Genomic DNA, 26,936 nt, shown 5'->3' on the forward strand with positions numbered 1-26,936 from the left:
CTCAAACCAGCATTTCGCCCCCGGCAGGGTCGCCGGAGGCTATTTTGAGCTGAATCATTGCTGTATTTTTAAAATGCCCGCGTCACGGCCAGGGCCAAGAATACTGAATTGACAGGCAATGGTACCCTGCGGATTCACAAAACACCGTTCAGTACCTGATACGGACCAATCGATTTCCCGACATGATTAACCCCTCCCCATCCAAGGAGATCACGTAGAACTACCATTCTAAAATATAGGTTTTGCCCCTATATTAACCCCCTATTCTTACCATATTGCCTTTCGGTGTGTCTCTGGCATGCTTTGTGAGCTGTTCCGGTGCCCCGCACCGCACGGAAAAAAGAGATACCGGACACACCCCGGTGCATGCACTAACCATCAGATTTTGAGGCCCCATGAAACGAACCTTATCCATCCTTACCGCACTGCTGACCCTCTCTTCGGCACTCCCGACGTGGGCCGGCATGGTCGACACCTACGGAATCGGCTCCCGGGCCACCTCCATGGGAGGCGCTGTCAGCGCCGCGCCATCCCCTGCTTTTGCACCCTACTACAACCCGGCAGGTCTCTCCCGGGCCGAGTCCACCACCATGTCCGCCGGGGTCCTCACCACCACTCCCGATATCGAAATCGACGACTACAGCGTCCCGGGCATTTCGTCTGATCTTGCCACGCCTTCTGACTTTTCCGATGACACCGGCACCCTCTTTGTTCCCCACCTCGGGGTCGCCATGCCCCTGACCGACCGCCTGGCCGCCGGGGTCGCCCTCTACGCCCCCTGGGGCATGCACGTCACCTGGGACAAAAACCCGGCCACCAACCCCGGGGCCCATAACAACTACGAGGCGTATTACCAGCGGGTAAGCATCACCCCGGCCCTCTCGTACAAAGTAAACGAAAAACTCGCCCTGGGCGCCGGGGTCTCTTTGGGACGCTCCGAAACCGGTGCGGATTTCATCCACCTTGAGCACAAACTGCCCTTTGAAGCCGAGCTCACCGACGACTTCAACGTCTCCTGCAACATCGGAGCCCTCTACCAGGCCACGGACCGGTTCTCCATGGGCCTGACCTACCGAAGCCGCACTGATGGCGATTTCGAAGGGGACCTGAAGATGCAGGGCATCAAGATTGCCGAAGTCACCCTGGACTACGATCACCCCGAGCAGGTCCAGGCCGGTCTTGCTTACCGCTTCGGCGCGCAAAAAGGCTTGCTCGTGGAGGCCGACGCCACCTGGACGCGGTGGAGCATCAACGACACCCAGAGCCAGTACGTCACCTACACCCAGAACCTCCCGGGTAGAGACCCCAAGGTGGCCGGAACCACAGAGCCCATGATCGTTCCGCGAGACTGGGACGACACCACCAAATACAGCATCGGCATGGAGTGGACCGTCAACCCCACCGTCACCCTTCGCGGCGGATACGTCTGGGACCCCACCCCCGTGCCCGATGAGAGCCTCGATTTCATCTGGCCCGACGGGGACAAGCACATCTTCTCCCTGGGCGCAGGCTTCACCTTCGGGGCCTTCACCATAGACATCGCCGCAAGCTACGCGGACATCCCCAGCAAGCGCACCATCAACGGGGAGAGCCAGGCCCTGAACCCAAGCTACGGAGACGCCCCCGTGAGCCTCGTGGCTGACGGCACCGTCCTGAACCTCGGCACCACCCTCTCGTACCGGTTCTAAAAAACCGAACACAAAGAAACACGAAAAGCGCGTCATGGAAGCCCATGACGCGCTTTTTTGTTTCATTCCCATTCTTAAGAGCAGACCTGACATTTCCCTTGACATGCACAGAGCTTGCAGGATACTTTGCGCACAAATCAATCTTGGGAACACTTCCGAAAGCCAACAACCCACATTTCCAGACATCAGACGCCAAGCCACCGCATGCGCCGGGCAGGATATCAGATGAGGTGCGCGTGCCACCGGCTTTTGGCGGATTCATCACACCTGACCAACGGATACAATCATGACTGCACAAATCACGTACAACGAATGCATTGTCTTTCTGCTTGCCAAAGCCAACCAGAAAGCCCAGAAAAACTTGAAAAAACGCATGAAATCCTTCGGCCTCACCACGGTCCAGGGACTCATTTTGGGTGCCATTTACGAAGACAACGGCCTGACCGCCAGCGAAATCGGCCAGCGACTGGTCCTGGACAACGCCACTGTGTCCGGAGTCCTCGACCGTCTCATCGACGGGGGCTGGATCACCAAAAAAAGCGACGAGAACGATCGCCGCGTCCAGCGTATCCTCCTGACAGAACAGGCCAACGCCAGCATCGTCAACGAACTCATTCAGGTCCGGTCCGACGCCAATGAAGAGACCATGAACAATTTGAGCCTTGAAGAGCGGGTGCTCTTGAAGCGGCTGCTTCGCGATCTCGAGTAGTTACTTTGCATACATCATATCATGCAGCACAAACGATCCTTGACAGAGCCCTTGACAAAATACCCTGAGCCACCATCAGCACGGGGTATTATTGTTCGTGCGCGTTATTTCGCGGCGATCCCACGAAGGGGCCGTCGGCGATCGCGGAACGTGATAAGCACCTGAAACGTCACATATGGCTCTTTGTTCTGACTCGCCCCACATGAAAACCCGCGCAAATACCTTTCCCGCGAAAAATCACCCGTCTCACCCAACAACATCCCCCACCCGCAAGGAGCAGGGGCGTTCCGTATTGCGAGGTGTTTCCCGTACCACGTCCGTGTCAGGGCTTGACGTACGCGTAGCCGTCCCGCTGGAGTTCCACCAGCTTAAGGATCCCGGCCCGCGTCACCTTGAACGCAGGGTGCAGCACCTCCGGAGCGATGTCGAACTGGGCCAGTGAGTTCTTGCAGACAAAAAAAACGATGCCCTGGCCCGCCAGCCTGGTCACCAGCTCCGAGAGCTCCATGTCCATGCTCGCCGTTACCTGCTGGGCTCCGGGACCGTTCACCACGACGACCCCCTCGACCGGACGCCCTTCCACGGCTGCCAGCAGGTTCTTCATGTTGTTGAGTGTCAGGCGCAGGCGCCTCTCCTTATCGGAGTCAATATGCAGTACGACTTTCATAAGCTCCCCTTTCGCTAAGCACCCGGATGGCACGGTTACCCACCGGATTGTAAGAAAAATAATGTATTGTGACATGGGATGCATTCGTCTACAGTCAACGGGAAATGAACCTGACAGGCAAGGCCGCCCGGGCCGGAAAAGTCTTCCCCCACGCCGCCCTGCCCCAAGGCCCGAATCATGCGGGTACCCAGTTGTCACGAGTACTCTCAGTGTACCATAAAGAAGGAGTCGGATCTCGGTTTTTTCGCCGTAATAAAAACAGACGGCCACCGCGATGACACAAAGGCAATCGGTTCAGCTCAGTGTTGCCGTTCATGATCAAAGGACATAAAAAAAACAAAACAAAAAACATGCCTCCGGCGGCAAGGTGGGCCACCTTGAAAGCAGGTTGTGAATGCGTTTTAACAATCGTTTGAGCCATCGGCGTATTGACATCACCCCCGCCCCCCTGTCCCCTGGAGCGCCGCACTCCTGTGCGGCACGGGTAACAACGGACTAAAAAGCCGCACCGGAGTGCAGCGCTCCGTTTCGGTCGATCTTTCTCGGTTTTTTTGAAGGTCGCGGCCCAAACTTCATTCAAAACGAACTATTAAGGCCTGTTTGTAAAACTTTCTATTAACTATTCAGCTCAAAGAAACAGCCTCCGGCGGCAAGGTGAGCCACCTTGAAAGCAGGTTGCGGATGCGTTTTGCCCCTCGTTCCTCGGGGCAAATCACATCCGCCTTTAAAGTAACATTCATTCAAGAAGCCTTTTTAAGACCTGTTTGTTAAACTTTTTAAAAGTTTAGCCCCCGGCAGGGCCGCCGGAGGCATAAATTGAATAGTTACACTTTCTAAACGTTTGGCCCCGGCAGGGCCGCCGGAGGCTATTCAAAAGGAGAGCCCATGACCACCGGAGCACTGTCCGGCATCACCGTCCTCGACCTGTCCCGGCTTCTTCCCGGCCCCTGGTGCACCATGATGCTCGCCGATCACGGCGCCCGGGTCATTGCCCTTGAGAATCCGCGCTACGCCTCCCAGGGGGCCTTCCCAGACCTCATCAATCGCAACAAAGAGCACATGGGCCTCAACCTGAAGTCCGACACGGGTAAAAAAATCTTCCTGGAGCTGGCATCCCGGGCCGACGTCATCGTGGAGGGCTTCCGCCCCGGCGTCACCCACCGCCTGGGCGTGGGCTACGACCATGTCAAAGCCGTCAACCCCGGCATCGTCTACTGCTCCATCACCGGATACGGCCAGACCGGCCCCCACCGCGACACCCCGGGACACGACATCAACTACCTCAGCATGGCAGGTGCCCTGGACCTCATCGGCTCCAAGGAAGCTCCATGCGCCCCGGGCTTTCAGATTGCCGATATCGCAGGGGGCAGCCTCAGCGCCGTCTCCGGAATCCTTCTGGCCCTTTTCCACCGGGAGCGTACGGGCCAGGGCCAGCACATCGACATCTCCATCACCGACGGCACCCTGGCCCTCATGCACCTGGCCCTCAACCTCCAGCAGGAGACCGGCCAGACAGCCACCCGATGCGACACCCTCCTCTCCCACCGCTACGCCTTCTACAACACCTACGAAACCGCCGACCATAAATTCATCGCCCTGGGCGCCCTGGAGCCCAAATTCTGGACCGCCTTCTGCCGTGCCACCGGCCTGGAACACTTCGAGGCCCTCCAGTTTGACGACGAAAAACGCCACGAGATCATCCAGACCGTCCGAGACCTCATCAAATCCCACCCCCTTTCCCACTGGGCCCATCGGTTTAAAGACCTCGACCCCTGCTGGAGCCCGGTAAAAACCCTCTCCGAGGCCATGGACAGCAAACTGTTCCAGGAAAGGGAAATGGCAGTGGCTTGCCAAAACCGGCACGGAGAACCCGTCCAGACCATCGGGGTCCCCGTCAAACTCAGCCACACCCCGGGAAGCATCCGCACCCCCCCGTTCTCCTTTGGCCAGGACACAGACAAATTACTGACGGAGTTGGGCTACGCCCAGGAAGAGATCCAAGCCCTCAAAGCAGCGGGTATTACCTGAAGAGATCAATAAAATGAGCCTCCGGCGTCAAGGGTGGCGAAGACAGCATGAAAAGCCAGACCGCCCCAAGTGCCAGGACTCATAGGAACAACAACGAAGGATCATGACATTTTAAAGCGGCCTGTCATTCAAACAGTGTCAAATGACACAAGAGGCATAATTTTTAGCATAGGCCTCACCATTGACGTTTCTTTAACTTGTGAATATTCATTTTTTTTATTGAATGCGAAGTAGTAGAGGCGTATGTCTATACTCTCCGGTTTAAGGTTTAGAATCGCGACGGTATTTTATAAAGGGTAAAAAATCAGGCCTGTGAACATGGCCTTTATACTGAAATTGAACGAGAGCCTGTCCAAAAAGATCGTTTATATCTGGAATATGGGACATTTCTGTCCGATATTCTTTGCATAGACGGATTATCGGACAGAAATGTGCTTATTTACCTCTCAGGAGGTGTTATGGGACAGAAATGTCGGATAATCATTGTTCTGCTTCGGAGATTGAATGTTCGGAAAATTAAAATATGGCAAAAACGTGAGAAAACATTCGTGGGATGTGGCCAAATCCCTTGGTTATCCAGTGAATCTCTCATTGCCACTACTTGAATCAGAATTAAGACTTCGCCCTCTTTCAGATATTGTAAATCGTATACTTGTACTGAATGTCGTTTGTGCTCATTCATATGGCTTTCAAAAAGATATGGCAAGCCAGTGGGTTACATCCGAAAATATTGAAAACAATCTTTCTCCACTTGAACGATCCTTTCTATATGACGGTAACGGAGATAAAAACAAATTTGGGGTTCAAGTCGAAGCAATGTGGGCATTTCTATGGTGTCTCAATATCATATCTGATCTCAAGTTTAACGAACGGTGTAGTGATAATACAGTCAAAATGGTCCCGGACCTTAAAAATATGCAGCCATCAACTGACTTTAAAAGTACAGTTTCTCTTCGTAATAAAGACGAAATCGTTAATATGCTTGACCTTGTATATTGTCTCAACTGGGGGCAAAAGCAACACCATCTCGATACTGGAAAATGGAACTATCCACCAGACATCATAGAGGAGCGTAGGCGAGCACTTGAATGGTCATTAAGAGATGTAGAATGGGATGAAATAACATTAGATACTTAAGCATAACAACCGCTTGCGCACGGATCTCAAAAAGCTTCGCTCGTTCCTCGCTCCGCATTTTGCGCCCGGTGAAGCGCACGTTAATGCCACATACCATATAGATTAGGAGTAATAGATGGATTCAGTATCTATTATATCATTATTTGTCGGAATCATTGGTACTATGATTGCTGTATATCAAGCAGCAATCATAAGAGAATCAAAGAAGCGGGCAAGCGAGCTACAATATATTCTCGCCGGAATAAATAATGCTGCATTACAAAAGCAACAAGCATGGCAGAATCAAATTAGTACGCTCCCTAAACTTGAATCGAGTCAGGATTGGGAAATGGGCAGGTTATATCTTCGCGCTAAAGATGACTTTGCTGAAATTGCGAGTTTAACAATTGCGCTTGAAGGAACCATTGATGTTGATCACTCGGCAATTAAAGATATGATGGATAAATCAATCGATATTGTGAAAAAGAATAACCAATTACAAGAAGAGGGCATGAAAAACCCTCTCTTTACTCAAGGCCATAGGGCAACGGAAGCATAGCATTAACAATTGGCTTATGGCCGACCCCAAAAAGCTGGCCACGTCTTTCATAATTTAAACCGTTGCACATAGCAGCTTTTTGGGTCGGCATAGCCATGCGTTAAGTGCCTTAAATAACCAACAACCAAAATCAACCTTTATTCATATCTTTTCTATATGGGCAATTTTATTTTAGGATTTTCGCTAACTATTCTTGGGTTGATATATTTTTTTGATGAGTGGGATCCCCGTCATGGCTTTATGATACCGAAATCTACTGGTGTTTTTGTATCGCTGGTCGGTATTGGAATTATCATATATGCCTGTATACGTGAACACGATCCCCAAAAAAAATGCAACATACGTCAATGGCTCGTATGTAAAGGCTGCGAGGTCGTTTACCCAAAAGAAGAAGCTGTAATAAAATCATGCCCAATGTGTAATGGTAATCTGGTTGAATTGAAACAATATCTACAGAAAAAACCTGAACAAAGTGAGAAAATAAAACAAAAAATCAATAACTGGCCAGATCCATGAATGCATTAAACAATGCACTTAACGGGATAGGACCCCTCATCACTGAAGGGCCCTCCCACACCACCTGGCATACGGATCGCGTACCTCGGCGATTCGGCTGATCAAAGGAGTTAGACTCCCGGAAGGAACAATCCGCGAGAGAAGAAATATCGGGGTGGAAGCGCGAAATTTATCCATTTGACCTTACTCATGCGCCAGTACGTCTTTCGTGCGGTTCCGCACATAACGGCGGGACCATGAGGGATTCCGAGTTTCTTTAAATTACGAATCTTGGTCCTTGGATTCTTCCACTGCTTCCAGACGACACAGCGAAGTCGCCTGATAATCAACTTGTTCAGGGCTTTGAAGATGTATCGGGCTTCCGTAAGACGATAATAGTTCCACCATCCCCTGAGGTAGTTGTTCAACTCCTCAATTATCCTGTACAGGCTCTTTCCGCAGTTGCGGTTTGTCAGCTCCCGAACCTTCTCCTTAAATCGTTTGATCGATTTGGCGTGGATCCGGATCTTTGTCTTCCCGTACATGCTGATAAACGTAAAACCAAGGTACTTGCGCAGCCACGGCCTGCTGACCGCGCTCTTTTCCTCGTTGACCTTGAGCTTGAGCTTCTCGGTGATGAATCCCGTGATGCTCGCCTTGACCCGCAACGCAGCTTTCCTGCTTTTGGTGTAAATCACGAAGTCATCGGCATATCTGACAAAGCAATGCCCCCTCGCCTCCAGCTCTTTGTCCAGTTCGTCAAGAACGATATTGGAGAGAAGCGGCGAGAGAGGCCCGCCCTGGGGCGTGCCTTCCACGGACGGCTCGACCAGCCCGCCTATCATCGTCCCGGCGGTCAGGTATTTACGGATCAGCTTCAGGACGCGCTTATCCTGAACCCGTGCCGCCAACCTGCTCATCAGGCGATCGTGGTTGACCCTGTCGAAGAACTTCGACAGGTCCATATCAACGGCGTGAGTGTACCCCTCAAGCAGATAGCCCTTCGCCTGATAAATGGCGTCACGCTGGCACCGTCCCGGCCTGAATCCATAGCTGAACTCAGAGAAGGTCGGGTCCCATACCTGCGCCAAAATCTGACTGATGGCCTGCTGAATGAGTCGGTCAAGGACCGTCGGGATCCCAAGCAACCGCACGCCCCCGTCCGACTTGGGTATCTCTTTGCGCCGGACGGGAAAGGGGTTGTAGGTCCCGTTTAAAAGCTCCTCCCTGATCTTGGGCCAATGCCGCCTCAGGTATCCACCCAGTTGGTTCACGGTCATCCCGTCAACCCCGGGGGCTCCCTTGTTGCTTCGGACCCGCTTCAGGGCGCTGAACATATTCCTCCGCTCAAGGATCATCTCCATGAGCCGGGGGTTGCCTCCCAGACGTTCGGCTATCTGCGACGCTACGAACATTTCCACCTGCTGGGGCATGATGTTCATAAGTACACACCTCCTACTTGTCATTTTCATTTACCCGCCCCATTCGGGTCGGGCACCATTCAGGCCTTCACCAGGGTGAGTCCTCCGGGTATACTTCTCCCCTTTGGGGGAGGCCCGGCTCGTTTCCTCTGGCTACTATGCCCTCGGCTGACTCCTCCCATGCGGTCAGAGCGGGTTACCCCGCCCTCAGCCAATTTCCGTCGCACGCGACTTTCCGGGGCACATGGGAGACCTCCCGGGGTAAACACACGTCTTTCGGTACGTGAACGCCGAGTATACGGACAGAGCTTATAGTGGATAGAGGACTTTGCCTTGTGTTGCAGGCTCGTCCCACTCATGCACGCCTCAACTCGGTTCCTGTACGTCACCCCGTACCTTCACGGTATCCTGTCGCAACAGGACGACTGCCTTCCCAAGCACCGTCACCGATACCTCGTTGCTCTACCACTACCCCCTTCGCCTCCACCTGGCTGGGTCTAATACTTGCCAAACGCTCACAATAATACTACCATTTGGCTCACTTCTAAGGACGTGTGCCGTGCCCGGCACACAACAACCACTATCGCCTTTCAACTTTTTCGGGATTCCCGCCCGGCGGGTGAAGGGCAACGTTCGCCTTGGAAATCATAATGTGAACCGGACAAAACTATATGAGAGTCAAATTAGGGCACTACGTTTATTTCTGGTTCGTTAACTCATTAATGGCTGCGGGAACTGGACTTGTTCTCGGAGTATTAGCAATTAGGGTCGGCATATTCTTGGTTTCTCCAATATCCTTCCCAATATGTTTTGTTGTCATTTATCAGTTTTATATTGTTTCGTATTTTTGGGGTAAACGTCGTGGTGAATTTGAATTTTCGTTCCTTGAAAGGTCTGCTGTTCGTGGAGCGGAAAATCAAGAACTCAGGATTCGGCTAAAGGAAGTGAAGCAAGAATTGAAATGGGGAGACCCAGCCTCTGCACATGGAAAATTAACCGCCGCATTAAAAACTTCTCCAGACAATTTTGTTGTGTGTTTCAAGTACGCTGTTTCTTGCGAGCGGATGGGCTTGGGTGATGGCGCTATTACGTCTTATGAAAAAGCCGAAACCCTTATACCTATGCCATCAACGTCTCTTAGATGTTATGTGGCTAAACAATCTACCAGAGTTAAGAAAGAAGGCCCATCGAAAAGGTCCTCTTCCCCGGGGCTACAGTATGTTTTTTATTAAACATATCGGCGAATCGTGTAGCCGGGGGTTTCTCTCCCCCAGCCCCCACACCACCCGGCATGCGGCACCACGGGCACTTCCTTCGGTCGCGCACCGAGGGGTTCACGAAGACAACCGGGCCGTAGCCGGGTAATGAATCTTCACCCACTCGTCCTTAATGGAAATCAGCCCTTGCCTTGCAAGCCACTTGTTGTTCATCACGGGTTAACTCTTTGCCGGTTTTCGGAATGTTAGGCGGTGCGCACGACACACCGTATCCTGTTGCCCTATCGGAAGAAGCGCCAACTATCCTGACACGGGAAAATCCTTTTGGTTGCGTTAACCCAACGCATGCGTACCGCGTGAATTGTAAGATGGGCAAAGGTAGTGCCGTGCCCATCGGGCACGCGCGCAACCGATTACGCCATTTCCGGCAACACAAATCACCGGCCCGTCATTCCCTATAGACCCCATGACGCTAATCACGGGTTAACCTTTTGCCGGTTTTCGAAACGTTAAACGGTGCGAACGGCGCACCCTACCGCACCCCGTTGCCCCATCGGAAAAAGCGGCAACTATCCTGACACGGGTCACTCTCGCCTACGCTCGTGATTCCGCTCCGCTCCATCTCCTCCGGACGGAACCTCACGATGCCGCCCTTGTCTTAGGCTAGTGCTTATGCTAAACCGTTGTTTGGTCAGCAGGATTCACGCACAGAGGACTTCCCGGTTAAACTTCCGGGTCACCTCATAAGATTACGCCCATGCCGGGAGTACACAATTGGCTAAAGGCCACCCCCAAAAAGCTAACCACGTCTGCCGTAACTTTAACAGGTGGCCCTATCAGCTTTTTGAGTCGGCTTAGCCACGCGTTCGGGATATAGAAGGGTGTATGAAATACGCAACGAAAGAACTCTTACTTGCTTTGTATGCGGTTGCTTTTAGCGTATTTGTGGCTATTGCTTTTGCTCCAAAAAATAATTATTTTTTTCCAAATTTTGCATGGACTTGGCTACCGCAATTGGGAATTTTCGGATTGCTCATAGTTTTCAAATTCCGGCCAGCTATTTTGGCAGGGTCGGCAATTGTGTTAGCGCTTCATTTGTTATTTTTTGGGACATGGGTGTTTTCAAAAGACTCAGACTCTTTAATTTGGCTTGGGTATTTGTTTTCACTGCCTGGTGCGGTAATTGGCTCAATAATTGCGGGTTTATACTCAAAACGAAATACAAAGCAACGTTTTGGTATAGTGGTAGGTTTCAGCATCATCATAACGGGAGCTTTTTTGCTAATTAACCAGTTTATAGTTTGTACTATGGTAATGCATTGCTGTTTGTAGTCACTTTTTGCTGAATCGGGTAGCCGGGGGGTTCTCTCCCCAGCCCCCAAACCACTCGGCGTGCGGGTCCGCACCGGGCGGTTCACAAAGAATGGAATTGTCCTCAATGATAATTAAAAAAGACCACTTATCCAATCCCAAGGTGATTGAATTTTTAAATGCTCACCTCCGACATATGATTGAAATTTCACCGCCTGGATGTGTGCATGCCTTGGATGTTGATGCTTTAAAAAAACCTGGGGTTACATTTTGGACAGTCTGGGAAGGAAATTTATTAATTTGCTGTGGAGCATTGAAAGAACTGAATCCTGAACATGCAGAGCTAAAATCGATGAGAACAGCACCCTCACATTTGGGAAAAGGGGTCGCTTCTCACCTGCTTGAATACATGCTTGAAGAAGCGAAGATCCGAAAATACAGTCGTATCAGTTTAGAAACCGGTTCGTACGAAGCTTTCAAACCTGCACGTAACCTTTATGCTAAATTTGGTTTTACATATTGCGAGCCATTTTCAAATTATACCAATAACCCCAAGAGCGTTTATATGGCTACTTATTTATGAAACAAAGTTAAGTTTTACCCATCACTTCAGGTGACCGTCATTTTATCAAAGGCTTTTGTGGTTCAAATTTTAATTTGTATATTAAGTTCTTGGCGGGTACGCTTTGGCGGTACCTGAGCTATACACTAAATGCCAGTATGAAAGTTAAAGATCAAGAAAACTTTGACAAACATACCATCATTCAAAATATAGAAAAAGCTATAAAGTACTGGCTTCGTTTGCGAATTATGACGCTTGTGCGAATGATATTGGGGAATAGTAGCTATTTATAGGGTCCAATTTTGTACTCCATGAGGATGGGATTTCGCTTTTTGCGGTTATCAATGGTTTTGATAATCCGTATTTAGCAACGTTCATTCATTACGATCGGGCCTACGGCATCGCTTTTTTGAAAGGGTTATATGTCTTTTGGAACTCCCATGATCACATTTTCAGAACGAAATTTAGAGCATTTTGATTCTATTTCATTGGTTAATGAGCTAAGTGAGATACTGAGTCGTATAACAGGAGATAGTGGCAAAAGTTCATTCAATGAATATGAATTTGAACAAAACGGTGGGAAATTTATTGTTGCCTACGAAAACGACAATGCAATAGCTTGCGGATCAATTCGACAATTTGATGAAGAAAGTTGTGAAATAAAAAGAATGTATTCCAGAAAAAGCGGTTTGGGTAAACAAGTTTTAAAGGAACTTGAAAATCAGGCAAAGCTCTTGAAATACACAAAATTGATGCTTTCCACACGAAGAGTCAATTTGAAAGCAGTTAATTTTTACATGAGAAATGGATTTATTGAAATACCACCTTATGGAAAATATAAAAGTCGAAAAGAATCAATTTGCTTAGCTAAAATTTTACCAAACATCCAATAAATTAAAATCAACGCACAACATGCTTTGAACTCAGACAGGGATAGGCGCGCGCGATATTAACATGTTTGTTTTGTTGAATTTATGACCTTTTTTGACATCTGCTGCAGACTTCGCCCGGCCAGGTTAAGCACAGCGTTAGCCCTCGGATCACAAGAACTATGAATTTCGGAACAATCAAACATTGGAATGACGAAAAAGGATACGGTTTCATCACTCCAGACAATGGTGGAAATGACGTATTCTTGCATATAAAGGCTTTCAAGAAGCGGTCTCAGCGTCCTGAAATCGGTCAGGTTGTTTCGTATGATGAAACACTTGGTGATAAAGGGCGTTTACGAGCTTTGAATGTGCAATTCATGGAAAACAGTTTTTCTTCACCACAGTCAACAAAGCTCACCGTTTTCTCTGCTTTTGCATTCATCTATGTGGTTGGTATCTCCATTGGAGTTCAACTGGGAAAACTCCCAAAATTTTCTATCCCATTGTATTTGGGAGCAAGTATTGTCACCTTCCTTGCCTATGGCATCGATAAATCAAAAGCGAAAAACGGTAGGTGGCGTACGCAAGAAAGTACTTTACATTTTTTTTCAGTGATTGGCGGGTGGCCAGGTGCTCTTATTGCTCAACAAAAGTTTAACCATAAAACCACGAAAGAATCATTTCGTTTTGAGTTCTGGTTTACAGTTGTATTGAACTGCGCTGGGTTCTTCTGGTTTACATCTCCAGGAGCATTAGAAAAGACCATAAATTCCTTAGAAAAAATACTAAAATAAAGAGCTACTCGGATAGCCGGGGGTTTCTCTCCCCCAGCCCCCACACCACCCGGCATGCGGGTCCACCACGGGCGCTTCCTTCGGTCGCGCACCGGGCGGTTCACGAAGATAACCGGGCCGTAGCCGGGTAATGAATCGTCACCCACTCGTCGCTAATGGAAATCAGCCCTTGCCTTGCAAGCCTCTTGCTATTGTTCATCACGAATTAACCCTTTGCCGATTTTCGAAACGTTAAACAGTGCGCACGGCGTATCCTACCGTATCCCGTTGCCCATCGGAAAAAACGGCAACCATCCTGACACGGGTCACTCTCGCCACCGCCCGTGGTTCCGCTCCGCCCCTCCTTCGAACGGAACCTCACAGCCCCAACCTTGCTTTGAGCCATTCCTCATGCTAAATCCTTGTTTGGTCAGCAGGATTCAGACACAGAAGACTTTCCGGTTAAACGTATGGGTCACCTCATAAGATTACGACTATGCCGGGAGTACACAGCGGACTGGCTTACAGCTGCGCTTCTTGAAACACGTTGGTTTTATGATTTTTTTCCAACATATGAATCATTGTTGTCACTAGTCGCCAGCCGGTTATTTGCGTCGTTAGCTGGAAAGGGTAACATTACTGATATTTGATTTGGTAACAAGACTGAAAAATGATCCATCATTTTTGAGGAAAACTATCTTCACAAAGGAATAATTATGGATTTTATTGCCGCGGCTTCTACGCATACCAAATTCAACTGGAGGGTCCGTTCTTTGGCCTCCGATTTTCTACTCGAGGATACCTGGGAGTTCCCCTACGAATTCAGCGCAAAGGACAGGGTCGATTTACATCTGTTCCAGAAATCCGCCATTGAGCCTATGATGAAGAGCATTTATGATGGATCCTTAACTGGAATGCTATTCAGGCTGCGAAAGGTTTTCGGGGCTTTATTTCGCATAGATAATAACATGCATAATCTCCCTATTCCGGACTGCCGGGAAAAAAGTCTTCGGGATCGTTTGCAGGAAAACGATCTTAAGAAAGACACTCCGGAACGCGCGATGGACATCTCAACGCGAGACTATATGGACTTTAGGCCAGTGTATACCTTCACGGACGAAACGCTCCATGAACTCTCCAATTCCACCGAGCATGCATTAATGCATTATGCCTGGTCTCCCTCGGGAGAAGGGAAGTGGAAGGTCCGTCTTGCGGTGTACATTAAGTATAGAAACGCTTTCAGCAAATTTTACATGAGCTGTATCCGGCCATTCCGCCATGTCATCGTCTATCCCCATATTTTCAGAAAGTGCATGGAACACTGGGAAGCGAAAAAGGTGCCCGGATAGGATGATCTACATCAAATCATTCCCCATGCCGACGCCCGTTGTTCATCAACAGAGCACCTGTATTTAAATTTGGAGACAGGCAATGAAACATCCCATAATCGGACAGATAGAAAAAGCGGATAAAGCCATCGTGGCAGAAGACTTCAGTACGCTCATGCAAATCTATTCGGAAAATGCAGTCTTAGTCGTTGAGCCAGGGAAGAATGCTGTTGGCAAAGACGCTATACGGAAAGCGTTTGAAACAATAGCGGTTTATTTTAAAAATGGCCTGAAGGTCCATCAGCAAGGCTTTGAAATTTTGGAATCTGGGGACACCGCATTGGTATTGGCAAACACGGTTGTTTCCGCGCCAAATTATCCTGAAGTCACTCGTAAGGCGACCTATGTTTTCAATAAAGACATACATGGTGTTTGGTTGTGCTCAATTGACAACTCTTATGGCCACGAAATAATCGGCAAATAGGCAGAACAAACACATTGGCAGTCCGCGCCAGTGCGTGTTCCCTCGCTTCGATCGGCGGCTCCACAAACATCACTATCATTACTGAAATAGAGGAATAGAATGGGCGACTCAATCCTGAAGTATGAAGAAAAAATGTGGCAGTTATTTGAAACCACCAAAAATGAAATGCCATCATTGGTCGAAGCATACTATGGGCCTGTAAAGGATGCCGTTTATACTGATGGATCTTTAGATACCAAAACCAAGAGGTTGATGTCTTTGGCTGTAGCTGTTCAAGCGGGATGTAAAGATTGTATTATTTCTCAAACCTCAAAAGCCTTGGAACTTGGCGCAACACCAGCTGAAATATTTGAGACGTGTTCAGTCGCTATTAGCATGGGAGGGACCCTGGCCTGGAGTCAGGTCCTTGTTGTCGCGGACTATTTGAGGGAAAAAGAAATTATACAATAGCCCAGAACAAAGCAAATTAACTCGGACTGGCTTAGATTCAAAACATGGATTCCCATGAACATTTTGATTGCCTGTTATTCCCGAACCGGTTTTACCGAAAAGCTTGCGGATCAGATCGCCCAAAACCTCACATCACGGGGTCATGTTGTCAAAAGGGAGGTCCTTGGTGTCGTAACCAAAAAAAATTGCTGGAACCTCCTTTTCCGACAGATACACCAATACCCGCTGGTTGGCCTGTCTTTAGTCAGTTCATCTTTTTACAAATGGTGGGCAAATATCTATCATCAGCCGGAAGAAGAGATCCAGCCGCCTGTTTTCCCGGATGTGTCGGGATTTGACCATATTTGTATCGGTGGTCCCAAGTGGGCCTACACCTCCTATCCAGTGGCGCGATACCTTAAACAGGTCAAGGGACTTCACCACAAACCGGTGAGCGCTTTTGCTACCTTTGGTGGGCCGCCGCTGAAAGTCTTTGAGCTTGGCTTTATCTTTACCCCCATGAAGCGGCACATTGAAAAAGCCGGAGGAACACTTGTTTCTTCAATGGGGCTATCCAGCAATTACCATGAACTTCACTTAATCTGGATCTTCAGGCTGTTTTCCCGGATTGCTCTCCGGCGCCCCCTTCAATCCTTTACCGTTGACAGCGACTATGGAAAACTGAAACTCAAATCATTTTGTGACCAAATTGAACAGAAAATCCCCCCCCAGGGGCCTCATATTCAGCTCAAAAAAAACAGCCTCCGGCGGCAAGGTGTGCCACCTTGAAAGCAGGTTGCGGATACGTTTTGCCCCTCGTTCCTCGGGTCAAATCACATCCGCCTTTAAAGTAAAAATTCACTCAAAAAGATTTTTTAATACCTGTTTGTTAAACTTTTTAAAAGTTTAGCCCCCGGCAGGGCCGCCGGAGGCATAAGCTGAATAGTTACAAAAATTGTTTCACGAGGCGTTGTCATGTGAGACCCAAACCCATGAAAAGCTCAAATTTATCAGCCCTTGATCCCTTTGGACAGGCCCTTCTCGCCTACTGGCGGGGCGACACATCGGCCATGCTTGTTCATGAATACAAGACAGGACGAGTGGCCTCGATTCCGGTTTCCGTATTTTTCCGAAGCCCGAAGGAATTCTACCCGACGGAAAAAGTCCTCCCCTGGTGTCGCGGCCGTATTCTGGTTGTGGGCGCAGGAACCGGGATTCATGCCGTTGAACTTCAGCGACAGGGGTATAAGGTCACCGCCCTGGAGATCAACCCCCAGGCCGTCCGGATACTTACCGAGCGAGGGGTAAAGGATGTCAGGCAATGTGATTTTTTCGGATTTACAGGGGGTCGATACGATACCGTCCTCATGCTGGGGCACACCATCGGTATCTGCGAGACCCTGAGCCGGATCCCCATGCTGCTTGAAACATGCGCATCCCTTCTCACTCGGGGCGGGCAGCTGTTGTTGAATTCCGTGGATGAATCCCTGGCTCCCGACGCCACCGACAGGGCAGGATACCCGGGAGAGCTGGAATTCCGACTGTCACACGAAGGAAACGTCGGAAGCTGGATGCGCTGGCTGCACGTGGACTTTCACACCTTGAGCGAGCAGGCCCGAGGCTGCGGCTGGCACACAGAAAAACTCGTGGAAAACCACAAGGCGGAGTTCCTCGCACGGCTTCATCCCATGCCAAACATGGCCTCACTGGAGCGGCTCTGAGCCCCCTGACCGCAAGGAATAAACATGCAAAATTTCAAGGCTGTGATTTTTGATATGGATGGGCTTCTGCTTGATAGTGAGAGGCTTTATTACGCATCGTTCCAAGAGACATGCTCGCATTTCAGGCTGGGGGACCTGTCTGATGTATTCAAGCGCTGCCTGGGTACAAACTCGGTGACGGGCAAGGCCATTCTCACAAAAGCCCTTGACGGGTTAGTTGCCTACGATGCCTTCAGAACCAAATGGGAACACCTCATCTCAATAGTCATGGATGAGATCCCCGTCCCGCTGAAAAACGGCGCGGAGCAACTCTTGTCCACGCTCAAGGGATCACACACCCCCATGGCCGTGGCGACCTCGTCGGATACGGAGCTGGCCCGCACAAGGCTGTCGGATTCAAAAATACTACCCTACTTCGACTGTGTGGTGGGGGGTGATCTCGTAAGCAAGGGAAAGCCGGATCCGGAAATATATGTCACAGCGGCAACCAGACTCGACGTATCGCCGTCTGATTGCCTGGCCCTGGAAGACTCAGGCAACGGCGTCAGATCGGCAGTGTCAGCCGGTATGATCGTGGTGCAGGTTCCGGACATGATTCAACCGGATGACGAACTCCTGGCGCTTGGACACATTGTCCTGAAAGATCTGTCTGAAGTTATCCGGTACCACTTTTAAAACACATGAGGACACCATACGTTCGTGCAGAATATACAGTACAAAAGCGGGACACCAGGCTTGGCATCTCAGTGTGAAACGGTTTTGAGATCAATCCCTGAATGGTTTGGAATCGAAGAGGCCTTACAAGCATATCTTGATGATATTCAACATATGAGTACATTCAGCGCATGGTCTGAAGATGCTGTAATTGGTTTCATTACCGTGAATTACCATTTTCCCGAATCGGCGGAACTTCATGTTTTGGGTATTCATAAACACTTTCATGGACTCGGCGTTGGAAGCACTCTTTACACCCTGGTAGAAACCGAGCTTAAAAAGCAAAAAATCAAATATATTCAAGTAAAAACATTGAGCCCCAGAGCAAAGAACCCTGGCTATATGAAGACCCTAAAATTTTACACAAAACATGGCTTCGTTCCCCTTGAAGACTCGACTGCTTTTTGGGACAAGGCGACACCATGCTTACAAATGATAAAATCCATTTAGCTCTGTCACTTGGGCTTCGGCCAACAAGAACTAACCCCCTTGAACCATTTTAAATTCACGATTGCCCATCACCAGACCACTTAGCCCAAAAAATAGCCTTTACATGAAACCAATTATTCAGGAAGAAACAACGGGATGCGGCATTGCTGCATGTGCGGCCTTAGCAGGTATCGGTTATCAGGAGTGCAGGCAGATAGCCAACCGCATGGGGATTTTTGCTGACGATAAGTCGTTATGGTCTCAGACGGGGTATGTCAGAAAACTCATGTCTGAGCTGGGCGTATCGGCGGAACAAGCCGAAATCCCCTTTACCGATTGGGAGGCACTGCCGGACAAGGCCTTATTGGCCATCAAATGGCGCATGGAAAACGGCACCCCGTTCTGGCACTGGGTGGTCTTTGTCAGGCAGTACAACGAATCCTTTGTCCTTGATTCCAAAAAGGCCCTTAAACACAACGTGCGCCGTGATTTCGGGCGCATGAAGCCAAAGTGGTACATTCCGGTATACCCATAGACCGCTCCCCTCACCTTTGCTTCACAACCCGGGCGGGATTCCCGGCTGCAACACAATACTCCGGGACATCCTTAGTCACCACGCTGCCTGCGCCGATCACGCAGCCCTTTCCGACGGTCACACCTGCCAGGATGATCGCCCCGGCTCCAATCCAGACATCATCTTCAATGGTGATGGCCCCTTGCTTGCCTTCCCCCTGAAGCATCATGGGGATCTCTTTATTGGAGATATCATGATTCCCGCCGATGATCATGACGTTGTGGCCGATCATGACATAATTGCCGATGGTAACCGGGCTGTGCTCGTTTGTAATGATAGAGGTATTGTTAGAAATGAAAATATGATCCTTGAAATGGATATGCTCCAATTTACTCAGCGTCACATTTTTACTTATATTCAAATCGGCTCTGGAATTTTCAAGTAGCCCGTACTTATCTATTCCCAAGCAATACTTGACAATATTCCTTATTCTGTTTGTTCTTTTTCTGATCTTCTTTGATTTATCCCTAAGACTCATTTCAAAACCCATGCAAATCTTCGGTCCGGGCGACACACCTTGCCATGGGTCACATTATCAAGCCATTCTTGAAATTACGGGTGATCCATCGGCATGCGTTCCGCCAAAGGGGCTACCTTAGCACCTCCCACCCCTGACTATCAACATCCTGCACCACCCCACCTCCCCCCTCAAAGCATAGCCTTCCCCTCTTTACTACCCCGAAAGAGGTAGTCTTTCCCGATTCAAAACACCTCTTTTGAGGGATTTACAGGCGTCATCGTACACGGTAAGAATTGCTCACTCATCAAGCAATCTTTCCAAACGTCATGCGATCCCTTCACGGGCAACGGCGCTCAACGATTGCCGATTCGCATGGACGTGCACATCATGCGACGGGGATTGGTTGAAACCATAGGTTTTGTATGCATGGAGAGAGAAAAGAGGAAGAACATTAAGGACATTACCCCGTCATCATAGTACACCCGGCCACACACACGCCATCAGAAGCACCGCGTGTAACCGATTCGGCATGCCGCGTATCGCTATGGAATCCCCCGCACTGAAGGCGCACACCGTTGGGGCAGCCGGGATTGGCTGTACATTCCATGGAGGCATACCGGCATGCTGAAACAATATGCCTGGTTCCCAGACCAACAGGAGACATGAACGTGAGCACCACCACACCCATTGTATTGACATCCCGTGTTTATCGAAAAAGCCTGGGGATACTGATCCTCCTTGCCACTCTCTTTGCCTGCACCGCCGCCCATGCCCGGGACAGCAACGAAGAGCTCGCCAAACAGCTGGCAAACCCCATCGCCAACTTGATCAGCGTGCCCTTTCAGCTGAACTACGACCGGGGCATTGGCCCGGCCGACGACGGTGAGCGCTGGACCATGAACCTCCAGCCAGTGATGCCCTTTGCGGTAAACGAGGGCTGGCTCCTCATCTCACGAACCATCATTCCCCTGACCACCCAGGAAGACATTTTTCCCGGTGCAGGTAGCCAATCCGGCATCGGAGACGTTTTGCAGAGTCTGTTTTTCTCACCCACCACCGCTACGGAGAGTGGCTGGATCTGGGGCGCAGGCCCGGTGTTCCTCCTCCCCACCGGAACCGATGAACTTTTGGGCAGCGAAAAGTGGGGTCTCGGCCCAACGGCGGTAGCGCTTCGGCAACAGGGGCCATGGACCATCGGCGCCCTCACCAACCATGTCTGGTCCTGCGCCGGAGACGATGATCGAGATGACATCAGCACCACCTTCATCCAACCTTTTATCTCCTACACCCTGCCAAGCGCCTGGACATTTCTCCTCCAGACCGAGAGCACCTACGACTGGAAGGGTGAAGAGTGGGCCCACCCTGTTACCGGGGTTGTATCCAAGGTCACTACCATCGGAAAACAGACCGTCAGCTTTGCCCTGGGCGCTCGATACTGGGCCCAAAGCACGGACAACGGCGCGGAAGGCTGGGGAGGCCGGCTGGTCGTGACCCTGCTGTTCCCGAAGTGACGGAGGTGTTTCACCCCAAACGGCCCATGGCTTAAGTCGTCATGGGCGGGGCCCTTCCAATGCAGTCTGACCGGAAGGGCCCTGAAATGGGACTTGCAATGATGCCATGCACCATCATCCCCGTTGGGGACAAAGGCTATGGCAAACATTAAATATACACATACCGGCGTGTATAGCATTCCATGAGTCCCCTACCGATCGGTGAATTCCCGCCACCGCTCAAATGGCCAACAGGTCTGGATGTATTATTATTTTCCTGCCGAGCCCTAACAAGCCCGTCCATCATACTCGTTCTTCGCTTTCGGTCACCCTGCAGCTGACCGTCCCTTCCTGCTCTCGCCCCAGAGCTGTGCATCGTTTTCCCTTACAATGACTTGGTCACAGCTGTGCCCATTTGTATCATCAGGTACGGTACACACAGAAAACAGACAAAGACGATGCTGCCTTGAAAGCTGCCTGCTGAAGCGCTCACCATTCACCGATCCCTGAGTCTCGGAAAATCCTTGCCTGAAACGGGCTGAATGCGTTCAATTGATGTACTGAAGAAGAACTTGCCAAACAAACCAGGCAGTACTACCCTCCATACCACAAAGAGGCCATGCATCTTGTCCGACACAGCCCCACCGAACCAGCGTCAGGACAAGTCATATAGTCACCCGAGTTGCGTTTTCTCATGACATATCCGGACCAAGGTTGGAAAAGACACCATGAAGACACACCAATTCATCACAACCAGGGCACTGCTCCACAACGAAAAGGCTAAGGTTATCCCCGTCCGGCGGTTGCACTGCCTGCAAGACGAAATCCACCGATTCCAAGACGCTGAAGACCTCAACGACTTTCAGCAATGGATCGTCGATGAGCTGTATACCTTTGATGTGCCGGATGTGGGGTTCCCTGTGGAATCCATCCTTCTCATTGCAGTCCCCCACCCCTTCTGCGCCCATGTGGAGTTTTCACACAGAGGCAGAACCTATAAATCCTTCAGCTTTGTCATGCCGGACTTTAAACGCACGGAAGAGGCCTTGAGAAAAGCGCTGTCCGGCCTTAACCATCACCTTGCCGAAGCCGGGGATATTCCCCTGAAGCGGCTTGCCGTTCAAAGCGGGCTTGCCGCCTATGGACGAAACAACATCTGTTACATTGACGGCATGGGCAGCAATTTTTCATTGATGGCCTATTTCACCGACATGCCCTGTGAAGAGGACCCGTGGACAGACGTGACCATGTCCTCATCGTGCACGGATTGCAACGCCTGCCTGAACAACTGCCCCACCAGGGCGATACGAAAGGAGAGGTTCTTAATCGATAATGAAAAATGCTTGTCGTTTTTAAACGAAAGCGGCGCACCCTTTCCGGAATGGTTGCCGGAAACAGTGCACCACTGTGTCTACGACTGCATGAAATGTCAGATCGTTTGCCCAATGAACAGAAAACAGGTAGACTATGTTACTGGACCTGTTCAATTTACCGAATCCGAAACAGACCACCTGCTTTCCGGCACCCCGTTCGAAGACTTCCCCATGGCACTACAGAACAAGGCGACCTATCTGGGTTTGCACCAATGGCCTGAAGGAATCCCAAGAAATCTGAAAACACTGTTTGACATCAGCGACCGCAAGGGTGACCCCACGGAAACCCCTTCGCCCCGCTGAAACCGGCATACCGGACACAACGGGAAGCCGCCTTCAAGGCAAGTCACCCTGTCCCCTGCATACGTTTTGGTCTTTCCTCTGTGCTCCCATCGACTCTGGGAACCACCACGCTTTGACCATAGTCAGTACCCCTTTTACGCTGTTGTCTTTTCACGTCACAACAACCGTTTTCCAACATGAACATCTCGTATCACGAGGTCAGTTGCTCCCCATCCCTGGTATCTTCATCTATAATCCCGGAATGAAAGGAGGCATCGCATGAATGTTGAAAACATGGCAAATTACGGAAACGGGCTCGTGGACTCCCTTGCAAGCCCTGAATTTCAGAAAATCGAAAAAAAGATGTTCAGCCAGATCCTTGGCGTGCTCCGGCATGAAGTCGGAATAAGGGGCATCCCGAAAGTGCTGTACCAATGGCGCGATGAAGTGAAGAAAATGAAACAGACCGACTGGCTCGCCCTGGAGGTCAGGGGAGTGCCCCGGGACGTCATCGAATCCACCTTTGACTTTATTGCGCTGATGAAGGTGATGGAATCCAGGTTCGGTATGGATAAAGCACGAACCGTCATCACGGATATCCATGAAAAAACGGAAGCAGCCCTTCGTAAAACCGGGTCCGCCGTCAATTTATTTGCCGTTCCGGTGGGCGACCTCAAAGCCTGTCCGGACAGTTTTCGCTCCTTTGCAGAGTACACCAAGGCCCAGGTCAAAGCCGGAGTAAAAGAAGGGTTGCACCAGACCGAAATTGTTGAGGACACGGAAAACGTCCTCTCCTTTCATATTCATTTCTGCGTCATCCACGAAGTGGCCAAAGCATACGGCAACGCCGAATGGAGCTTCCCCTGGTGCAGAATCGACAACGTCGTGTACCCCAAAATGGGAGATCGGTTGAATTTTACCTTCACCCGACGGGGCACACTCCCCACCGGGTCACCGACATGTGACTTCCGGTTTGAACGCTGCAACGGGAAATGAATGTAAGGAACATCAACGTGAACCTCATTATGTTTGACATTGACGGAACCCTCATCGAATCGTGCGGGTTTGATGCGGACTGTTACTTAAAGGCGGTAAAAACGGTAACCGGCGTTGAATTGAACACCGACTGGACGCTTTATACACACATCACGGATGCGGGTATCCTTGATGAGTTTATTACCATGGAAGGGCTCCATGAAAATCGGGATGCGCTCCACAGGCAGGTCAAAGAGGAGTTTACGTACCTGGTCTCCTCTCACCTGAAGGCCTCTCCTGTCCGGGAAGTGGACGGGGCCGTTGACTTTTTGACTCTGTTGCAAGCAAGAAGTGATGTGGAGATAGCCCTTGCCACGGGCGGCTGGGAAGAGACGGCAAAGGCAAAACTCCGGTCAGCCGGGTTCGATCCCACAGACGTGGCCTTTGCCTCCTGCTCCGACCACGTTCAGAGAACCCGGGTCATGCAGACCGCCGAATCCCGCTGCCGCAGCCACGCCTTTGCCACCAAAACCTATTTCGGCGACGGGCCCTGGGACAAGACGGCCAGCCGCGAGCTTGACTATCAGTTCATTCTTGTGGGAAACAGCCTTCAGCACAGCAAGCAGGTCGACCATTTCAGGGATCCCCGGTCCGTTCTTTCTCTTATCGGTATCTGAGCAAAGCAACCATGGTATCTCACCCCATCACTCCATCACTCCACCAATGAATACCGAGGACATATGTATTCCATCAACCGCCAAGTCATCGTCATCAAGCCTAAAACGCCCTATCTTGACTGGGTGAATACCCTCATGAGCTCGGATGAACACATGGATATTGAGGCGCTGTCCACCGACTGCTTGTCCTATCTGCTTCCTCATTTTGACGACGACAAGGAAACCAATCGATACATTAAAAAAATATACGATCAAATCTTTGAGCTGGAACTCGAAGGGTGGAGCACCGATGAACGGACTTGGCCCCCGAAGCGCACCTACCCCCTTTTTAAAAAATGGTTTTCCATAGAAACCCATTCCGAAGTCATCGATGTGCTTAAGACAAAGATAGAAAAAGAGCCCATCTAAAGGGGAACGGCCCGTCATCTCCTGCAAACGACGGGATTGAACATTTGAGAACCTGGGCTTTCAGGCACAGCCGCCATGATTCCGCACGTATCAAAATGAATAACAAACGGATTTTTCAGAGAAATTTATTGACAGGCCAAAATGATAAACTTATGGTGGGATGTAATAACTAGTTATTGATCACCTATAGAGTCGACCCGACAGGATGCGGACACATCCTGCCAGGCCTAACCAGAACAACCTTCGATGGAGGTCATCATGGCTAAGCGGTTTTTTACACCACCCCCAGATCCATTTCAAGGCGTATTTTCCTCACCATCCGCACCCTTACACCCCTTAAACCGGCGTTATAGCTGCGACATGTCGACGGAGCCTGCCTGCGCGCCTGATTAGCGATCGGGAAGACGCTCCTTCGGAGTCCTGCGCGTTCTCGGTCTGCCTTGGTAATTGCAGCGATACGTCTGTTACTACCCTTTGAGTCTTACCGAAGGCGCGTCTTTCCCTTTCCCTTTAAAACGCGGGGTCGTTCTCTTTTTGCGGCATGACACCCCTTAAAAAAATTCCTCGGGCCAGCCGTTTGTTTGTCTCTTTTTAAGGGCAGATAAGCAAGTGGCCGGGTAGGGTAAAGAGCTAAGGGCGTTTTATGGTGCGAGTCAAGCGCCATCCGGTGTTTTCCCAAAATGACTCTTTCCATGGCATGAAGCCCTGAAACACCGCCATCAGTCACGCCCCTAGTCTCAATTCGACATCCACAGACCAGCCAACCAAAGGAGTCCGCCATGAACGTTACGGAATCCAACCCCACCACCGGGATCTTTTCCGGCTCGGAAATCGCTGAACTCTGCGACTCCATCAAGGACATTCATCGCCTTTTAACATCTGTCGGGGCCTTTATCGTGGAGTTGAACGGGGCCGAAGCACCGGGTGGCAACGGCCTGCAGATCGATTTTAAAAAATGGGGGGTTCGCACCATTGCCGAGGATCTCCTCGCCCGGCAGTACGAAAAGATTGATCGCATGGTGGCGATTTATCGGGAGGAGCAGGAAAAGATGAAAATCGGGTAACCCCGCTCCTGGAATCACCCCAGCTCAAAGGAGGTGACGCCGTAGAGGCGATCCAAGGGTATATCAGGGGCGACGCCCGTGTACATCCTGGCGGTTTCAAAGACGGTTATCATTGCATGGCGCGCTGCCAGGGCCACGGCCTCACGGTTCACCTCCGGCACATCCAGGAACACGGGCTCCGAGGTCGGAACCCCGGCTTTCAGTGCAAGGAAAAGGGTCTCCGCCGCCTCAGGCGTATCCGCCATGAGGGGCCCGATCTTAAAACCTGACCTGCACGGACGAATGACCCCGTACCCGACAAGGGCTTCATCCCGTATCACGCCCAGGGCCGTGCTTTGAGGCTGATACAGCCACGCGCTTAAAAACGGGGAGCGGTCTGCCGGAAAACAGCGCTGATCATAGGACGCCACCATTTGAAACGGCAGCGCGGCAAGGGGCTGAATCTCCCCATGGGCGGGAAGGCGTCCCCCGCCGACCCCTTCGTACCGGATATTGCGATGGGCCAGATTAAATCCGGATTTTTTATAGTTGTCCTGCTGGGCGACCACGCCGTCCAGGCCCACATTCCGGCCCTTAAGATAATCCAGCCCGGCACGCCATATCTGCATGCCATACCCTTTCCCCCGATGTTCCGGCTTAACGATGTAAAAGCCAAGAAACCCGAACGTCTTTCCGTATGAGACCGCCGAAAGGGTGGCAACCGGTTCGCGGTTTACCTCCCCGATAAAAAAGCCGTGGGGATCGGCGGCATGGAAGCATTCGGCATCGTGGGCCCCGGGGTTCCACCCCTCCAAGGCCGCCCACTCCACCGCGATATCCATATCTTTTCGGGTCATATTCCTGATGGCACAAGCTGATGAAGACATAGGTCAACCTCATTGGTTTGGACATGTTTTCCTGCGCATAACTGACAGTAGCCTGTGCAACTATATATAGTTTTGGAATAGTTATGCAAGAGAGGGGAAGGTCATAGGTCATAGGTCATAGGTCATAGGTCATAGGTCATAGGGAATAAAGCATGAGAAACGGGGATGGGGAATAGATAAAGCGGGGTGTTTCGTTGAATTTTCCGGTTCTTCCATGGACCACGGAGCCTTCCATGCCGTTGAG

At 50.5% G+C, this 26,936-nt stretch carries 28 protein-coding genes; 24 read left to right on the forward strand and 4 right to left on the reverse strand.

Annotation, left to right across the window (positions count from 1 at the left end; all coding sequences use genetic code 11):
- Nucleotides 1–395 precede the first annotated feature (395 nt).
- Nucleotides 396–1,688: an OmpP1/FadL family transporter gene (locus tag BLQ12_RS01965; protein WP_092207693.1), complete on the forward strand. Its 1,293-nt coding sequence runs from the start codon at nt 396–398 to the stop codon at nt 1,686–1,688.
- 286 nt (nt 1,689–1,974) lie between these two features.
- Nucleotides 1,975–2,397, forward strand: a complete 423-nt coding sequence (locus BLQ12_RS01970; RefSeq protein WP_092207694.1) for a MarR family winged helix-turn-helix transcriptional regulator — start codon at nt 1,975–1,977, stop codon at nt 2,395–2,397.
- Nucleotides 2,398–2,719: 322 nt separating this feature from the next.
- Here the strand turns inward: BLQ12_RS01970 and BLQ12_RS01975 are convergent, their stop codons facing one another.
- Nucleotides 2,720–3,064, reverse strand: coding sequence for a DsrE family protein (locus tag BLQ12_RS01975; protein ID WP_175469434.1), 345 nt, complete (start codon nt 3,062–3,064; stop codon nt 2,720–2,722).
- Between the two features lie 885 nt (nt 3,065–3,949).
- Here BLQ12_RS01975 and BLQ12_RS01980 point away from each other — a divergent pair.
- The 3 genes from BLQ12_RS01980 (at nt 3,950) to BLQ12_RS01990 (ending at nt 6,767) form a co-directional block, all read left to right on the forward strand.
- Nucleotides 3,950–5,092, forward strand: coding sequence for a CaiB/BaiF CoA transferase family protein (locus BLQ12_RS01980; RefSeq protein WP_092207696.1), 1,143 nt, complete (start codon nt 3,950–3,952; stop codon nt 5,090–5,092).
- Nucleotides 5,093–5,596: 504 nt separating this feature from the next.
- A complete protein-coding gene (locus BLQ12_RS01985) occupies nt 5,597–6,229 on the forward strand; it encodes a DUF4272 domain-containing protein (RefSeq protein ID WP_092207697.1) in 633 nt (210 codons plus the stop codon).
- A 115-nt stretch (nt 6,230–6,344) separates the two neighbouring features.
- Nucleotides 6,345–6,767, forward strand: a complete 423-nt coding sequence (locus BLQ12_RS01990) for a hypothetical protein (protein WP_092207698.1) — start codon at nt 6,345–6,347, stop codon at nt 6,765–6,767.
- Nucleotides 6,768–7,393: 626 nt separating this feature from the next.
- Here the strand turns inward: BLQ12_RS01990 and ltrA are convergent.
- Nucleotides 7,394–8,704, reverse strand: a complete 1,311-nt coding sequence (gene ltrA / locus BLQ12_RS01995) for a group II intron reverse transcriptase/maturase (protein ID WP_254781950.1) — start codon at nt 8,702–8,704, stop codon at nt 7,394–7,396.
- 650 nt (nt 8,705–9,354) lie between these two features.
- Here ltrA and BLQ12_RS26810 point away from each other — a divergent pair.
- The 13 genes from BLQ12_RS26810 (at nt 9,355) to BLQ12_RS02055 (ending at nt 19,058) form a co-directional block, all read left to right on the forward strand.
- Complete coding sequence (locus BLQ12_RS26810) at nt 9,355–9,915, forward strand: hypothetical protein (RefSeq protein ID WP_139163800.1); 561 nt, start codon at nt 9,355–9,357, stop codon at nt 9,913–9,915.
- An 870-nt stretch (nt 9,916–10,785) separates the two neighbouring features.
- Nucleotides 10,786–11,232 (forward strand): hypothetical protein, encoded by a 447-nt coding sequence (locus BLQ12_RS26815; protein WP_139163801.1) that lies wholly within the window; start codon nt 10,786–10,788, stop codon nt 11,230–11,232.
- A gap of 106 nt (nt 11,233–11,338) precedes the next feature.
- Nucleotides 11,339–11,794, forward strand: coding sequence for a GNAT family N-acetyltransferase (locus BLQ12_RS02005; protein WP_092207700.1), 456 nt, complete (start codon nt 11,339–11,341; stop codon nt 11,792–11,794).
- Between the two features lie 419 nt (nt 11,795–12,213).
- On the forward strand, nt 12,214–12,666 hold the full coding sequence (locus tag BLQ12_RS02010) for a GNAT family N-acetyltransferase (protein ID WP_092207701.1): 453 nt from the start codon (nt 12,214–12,216) through the stop codon (nt 12,664–12,666).
- Nucleotides 12,667–12,824: 158 nt separating this feature from the next.
- The gene (locus BLQ12_RS02015) at nt 12,825–13,439 is read left to right on the forward strand and encodes a cold shock and DUF1294 domain-containing protein (protein WP_092207702.1); all 615 of its coding nucleotides are present in this window, start codon (nt 12,825–12,827) and stop codon (nt 13,437–13,439) included.
- 695 nt (nt 13,440–14,134) lie between these two features.
- Entirely contained in the window at nt 14,135–14,767 is a 633-nt protein-coding gene (locus tag BLQ12_RS02020) for a DUF2867 domain-containing protein (RefSeq protein ID WP_092207703.1), read from the forward strand.
- 82 nt (nt 14,768–14,849) lie between these two features.
- Complete coding sequence (locus BLQ12_RS02025) at nt 14,850–15,230, forward strand: YybH family protein (RefSeq protein ID WP_092207704.1); 381 nt, start codon at nt 14,850–14,852, stop codon at nt 15,228–15,230.
- A gap of 99 nt (nt 15,231–15,329) precedes the next feature.
- Entirely contained in the window at nt 15,330–15,680 is a 351-nt protein-coding gene (locus tag BLQ12_RS02030; protein ID WP_092207705.1) for a carboxymuconolactone decarboxylase family protein, read from the forward strand.
- Nucleotides 15,681–15,734: 54 nt separating this feature from the next.
- On the forward strand, nt 15,735–16,448 hold the full coding sequence (locus BLQ12_RS02035) for a flavodoxin family protein (protein WP_092207706.1): 714 nt from the start codon (nt 15,735–15,737) through the stop codon (nt 16,446–16,448).
- 203 nt (nt 16,449–16,651) lie between these two features.
- Entirely contained in the window at nt 16,652–17,380 is a 729-nt protein-coding gene (locus BLQ12_RS02040) for a class I SAM-dependent methyltransferase (protein ID WP_092207707.1), read from the forward strand.
- 24 nt (nt 17,381–17,404) lie between these two features.
- The gene (locus BLQ12_RS02045) at nt 17,405–18,055 is read left to right on the forward strand and encodes an HAD family hydrolase (protein WP_092207708.1); all 651 of its coding nucleotides are present in this window, start codon (nt 17,405–17,407) and stop codon (nt 18,053–18,055) included.
- 24 nt (nt 18,056–18,079) lie between these two features.
- Complete coding sequence (locus BLQ12_RS02050; RefSeq protein WP_092207709.1) at nt 18,080–18,544, forward strand: GNAT family N-acetyltransferase; 465 nt, start codon at nt 18,080–18,082, stop codon at nt 18,542–18,544.
- A gap of 103 nt (nt 18,545–18,647) precedes the next feature.
- Complete coding sequence (locus BLQ12_RS02055) at nt 18,648–19,058, forward strand: hypothetical protein (protein ID WP_092207710.1); 411 nt, start codon at nt 18,648–18,650, stop codon at nt 19,056–19,058.
- A gap of 10 nt (nt 19,059–19,068) precedes the next feature.
- Here the strand turns inward: BLQ12_RS02055 and BLQ12_RS28135 are convergent, their stop codons facing one another.
- Nucleotides 19,069–19,587, reverse strand: a complete 519-nt coding sequence (locus BLQ12_RS28135) for a DapH/DapD/GlmU-related protein (protein ID WP_092207711.1) — start codon at nt 19,585–19,587, stop codon at nt 19,069–19,071.
- A 638-nt stretch (nt 19,588–20,225) separates the two neighbouring features.
- Here BLQ12_RS28135 and BLQ12_RS02065 point away from each other — a divergent pair.
- The 6 genes from BLQ12_RS02065 (at nt 20,226) to BLQ12_RS02090 (ending at nt 25,826) form a co-directional block, all read left to right on the forward strand.
- Nucleotides 20,226–21,068, forward strand: coding sequence for a hypothetical protein (locus tag BLQ12_RS02065; RefSeq protein ID WP_217640216.1), 843 nt, complete (start codon nt 20,226–20,228; stop codon nt 21,066–21,068).
- Between the two features lie 707 nt (nt 21,069–21,775).
- Nucleotides 21,776–22,723, forward strand: coding sequence for a 4Fe-4S double cluster binding domain-containing protein (locus BLQ12_RS02070; RefSeq protein ID WP_092207712.1), 948 nt, complete (start codon nt 21,776–21,778; stop codon nt 22,721–22,723).
- A gap of 258 nt (nt 22,724–22,981) precedes the next feature.
- On the forward strand, nt 22,982–23,698 hold the full coding sequence (locus tag BLQ12_RS02075) for an L-2-amino-thiazoline-4-carboxylic acid hydrolase (protein ID WP_092207713.1): 717 nt from the start codon (nt 22,982–22,984) through the stop codon (nt 23,696–23,698).
- A 17-nt stretch (nt 23,699–23,715) separates the two neighbouring features.
- A complete protein-coding gene (locus BLQ12_RS02080) occupies nt 23,716–24,354 on the forward strand; it encodes an HAD family hydrolase (RefSeq protein ID WP_175469435.1) in 639 nt (212 codons plus the stop codon).
- A gap of 63 nt (nt 24,355–24,417) precedes the next feature.
- Nucleotides 24,418–24,762 (forward strand): hypothetical protein, encoded by a 345-nt coding sequence (locus BLQ12_RS02085; RefSeq protein WP_092207715.1) that lies wholly within the window; start codon nt 24,418–24,420, stop codon nt 24,760–24,762.
- A 779-nt stretch (nt 24,763–25,541) separates the two neighbouring features.
- Nucleotides 25,542–25,826, forward strand: coding sequence for a hypothetical protein (locus BLQ12_RS02090; protein ID WP_092207716.1), 285 nt, complete (start codon nt 25,542–25,544; stop codon nt 25,824–25,826).
- Nucleotides 25,827–25,840: 14 nt separating this feature from the next.
- On the opposite strand, the gene BLQ12_RS02095 is transcribed toward BLQ12_RS02090, so the two are convergent.
- Nucleotides 25,841–26,662: a GNAT family N-acetyltransferase gene (locus BLQ12_RS02095; protein ID WP_254781951.1), complete on the reverse strand. Its 822-nt coding sequence runs from the start codon at nt 26,660–26,662 to the stop codon at nt 25,841–25,843.
- Nucleotides 26,663–26,936 lie beyond the last annotated feature (274 nt).

Source organism: Desulfoluna spongiiphila (genome assembly GCF_900101345.1).
In the GTDB taxonomy this organism is placed as follows: domain Bacteria; phylum Desulfobacterota; class Desulfobacteria; order Desulfobacterales; family Desulfolunaceae; genus Desulfoluna; species Desulfoluna spongiiphila.

Excerpts from the sequence above, each read along its gene's own strand:
- BLQ12_RS02020 (WP_092207703.1), top strand. The coding sequence starts at position 14,135 with ATGGATTTTATTGCCGCGGCTTCTACGCATACCAAATTCAACTGGAGG.
- BLQ12_RS01970 (WP_092207694.1), top strand. The coding sequence starts at position 1,975 with ATGACTGCACAAATCACGTACAACGAATGCATTGTCTTTCTGCTTGCC.
- BLQ12_RS02010 (WP_092207701.1), top strand. The coding sequence starts at position 12,214 with ATGATCACATTTTCAGAACGAAATTTAGAGCATTTTGATTCTATTTCA.
- BLQ12_RS02090 (WP_092207716.1), top strand. The coding sequence starts at position 25,542 with ATGAACGTTACGGAATCCAACCCCACCACCGGGATCTTTTCCGGCTCG.
- BLQ12_RS02070 (WP_092207712.1), top strand. The coding sequence starts at position 21,776 with ATGAAGACACACCAATTCATCACAACCAGGGCACTGCTCCACAACGAA.
- BLQ12_RS02040 (WP_092207707.1), top strand. The coding sequence starts at position 16,652 with ATGAAAAGCTCAAATTTATCAGCCCTTGATCCCTTTGGACAGGCCCTT.
- BLQ12_RS26810 (WP_139163800.1), top strand. The coding sequence starts at position 9,355 with ATGAGAGTCAAATTAGGGCACTACGTTTATTTCTGGTTCGTTAACTCA.
- BLQ12_RS02085 (WP_092207715.1), top strand. The coding sequence starts at position 24,418 with ATGTATTCCATCAACCGCCAAGTCATCGTCATCAAGCCTAAAACGCCC.
- BLQ12_RS01980 (WP_092207696.1), top strand. The coding sequence starts at position 3,950 with ATGACCACCGGAGCACTGTCCGGCATCACCGTCCTCGACCTGTCCCGG.
- BLQ12_RS28135 (WP_092207711.1), bottom strand. The coding sequence starts at position 19,587 with ATGGGTTTTGAAATGAGTCTTAGGGATAAATCAAAGAAGATCAGAAAA.
- BLQ12_RS02025 (WP_092207704.1), top strand. The coding sequence starts at position 14,850 with ATGAAACATCCCATAATCGGACAGATAGAAAAAGCGGATAAAGCCATC.
- BLQ12_RS02035 (WP_092207706.1), top strand. The coding sequence starts at position 15,735 with ATGAACATTTTGATTGCCTGTTATTCCCGAACCGGTTTTACCGAAAAG.
- BLQ12_RS02075 (WP_092207713.1), top strand. The coding sequence starts at position 22,982 with ATGAATGTTGAAAACATGGCAAATTACGGAAACGGGCTCGTGGACTCC.
- BLQ12_RS02005 (WP_092207700.1), top strand. The coding sequence starts at position 11,339 with ATGATAATTAAAAAAGACCACTTATCCAATCCCAAGGTGATTGAATTT.
- BLQ12_RS02045 (WP_092207708.1), top strand. The coding sequence starts at position 17,405 with ATGCAAAATTTCAAGGCTGTGATTTTTGATATGGATGGGCTTCTGCTT.
- BLQ12_RS01985 (WP_092207697.1), top strand. The coding sequence starts at position 5,597 with ATGTTCGGAAAATTAAAATATGGCAAAAACGTGAGAAAACATTCGTGG.
- BLQ12_RS02055 (WP_092207710.1), top strand. The coding sequence starts at position 18,648 with ATGAAACCAATTATTCAGGAAGAAACAACGGGATGCGGCATTGCTGCA.
- BLQ12_RS26815 (WP_139163801.1), top strand. The coding sequence starts at position 10,786 with ATGAAATACGCAACGAAAGAACTCTTACTTGCTTTGTATGCGGTTGCT.
- BLQ12_RS02015 (WP_092207702.1), top strand. The coding sequence starts at position 12,825 with ATGAATTTCGGAACAATCAAACATTGGAATGACGAAAAAGGATACGGT.
- BLQ12_RS01965 (WP_092207693.1), top strand. The coding sequence starts at position 396 with ATGAAACGAACCTTATCCATCCTTACCGCACTGCTGACCCTCTCTTCG.
- BLQ12_RS01975 (WP_175469434.1), bottom strand. The coding sequence starts at position 3,064 with ATGAAAGTCGTACTGCATATTGACTCCGATAAGGAGAGGCGCCTGCGC.
- BLQ12_RS01990 (WP_092207698.1), top strand. The coding sequence starts at position 6,345 with ATGGATTCAGTATCTATTATATCATTATTTGTCGGAATCATTGGTACT.
- BLQ12_RS02030 (WP_092207705.1), top strand. The coding sequence starts at position 15,330 with ATGGGCGACTCAATCCTGAAGTATGAAGAAAAAATGTGGCAGTTATTT.
- ltrA (WP_254781950.1), bottom strand. The coding sequence starts at position 8,704 with ATGAACATCATGCCCCAGCAGGTGGAAATGTTCGTAGCGTCGCAGATA.
- BLQ12_RS02095 (WP_254781951.1), bottom strand. The coding sequence starts at position 26,662 with ATGACCCGAAAAGATATGGATATCGCGGTGGAGTGGGCGGCCTTGGAG.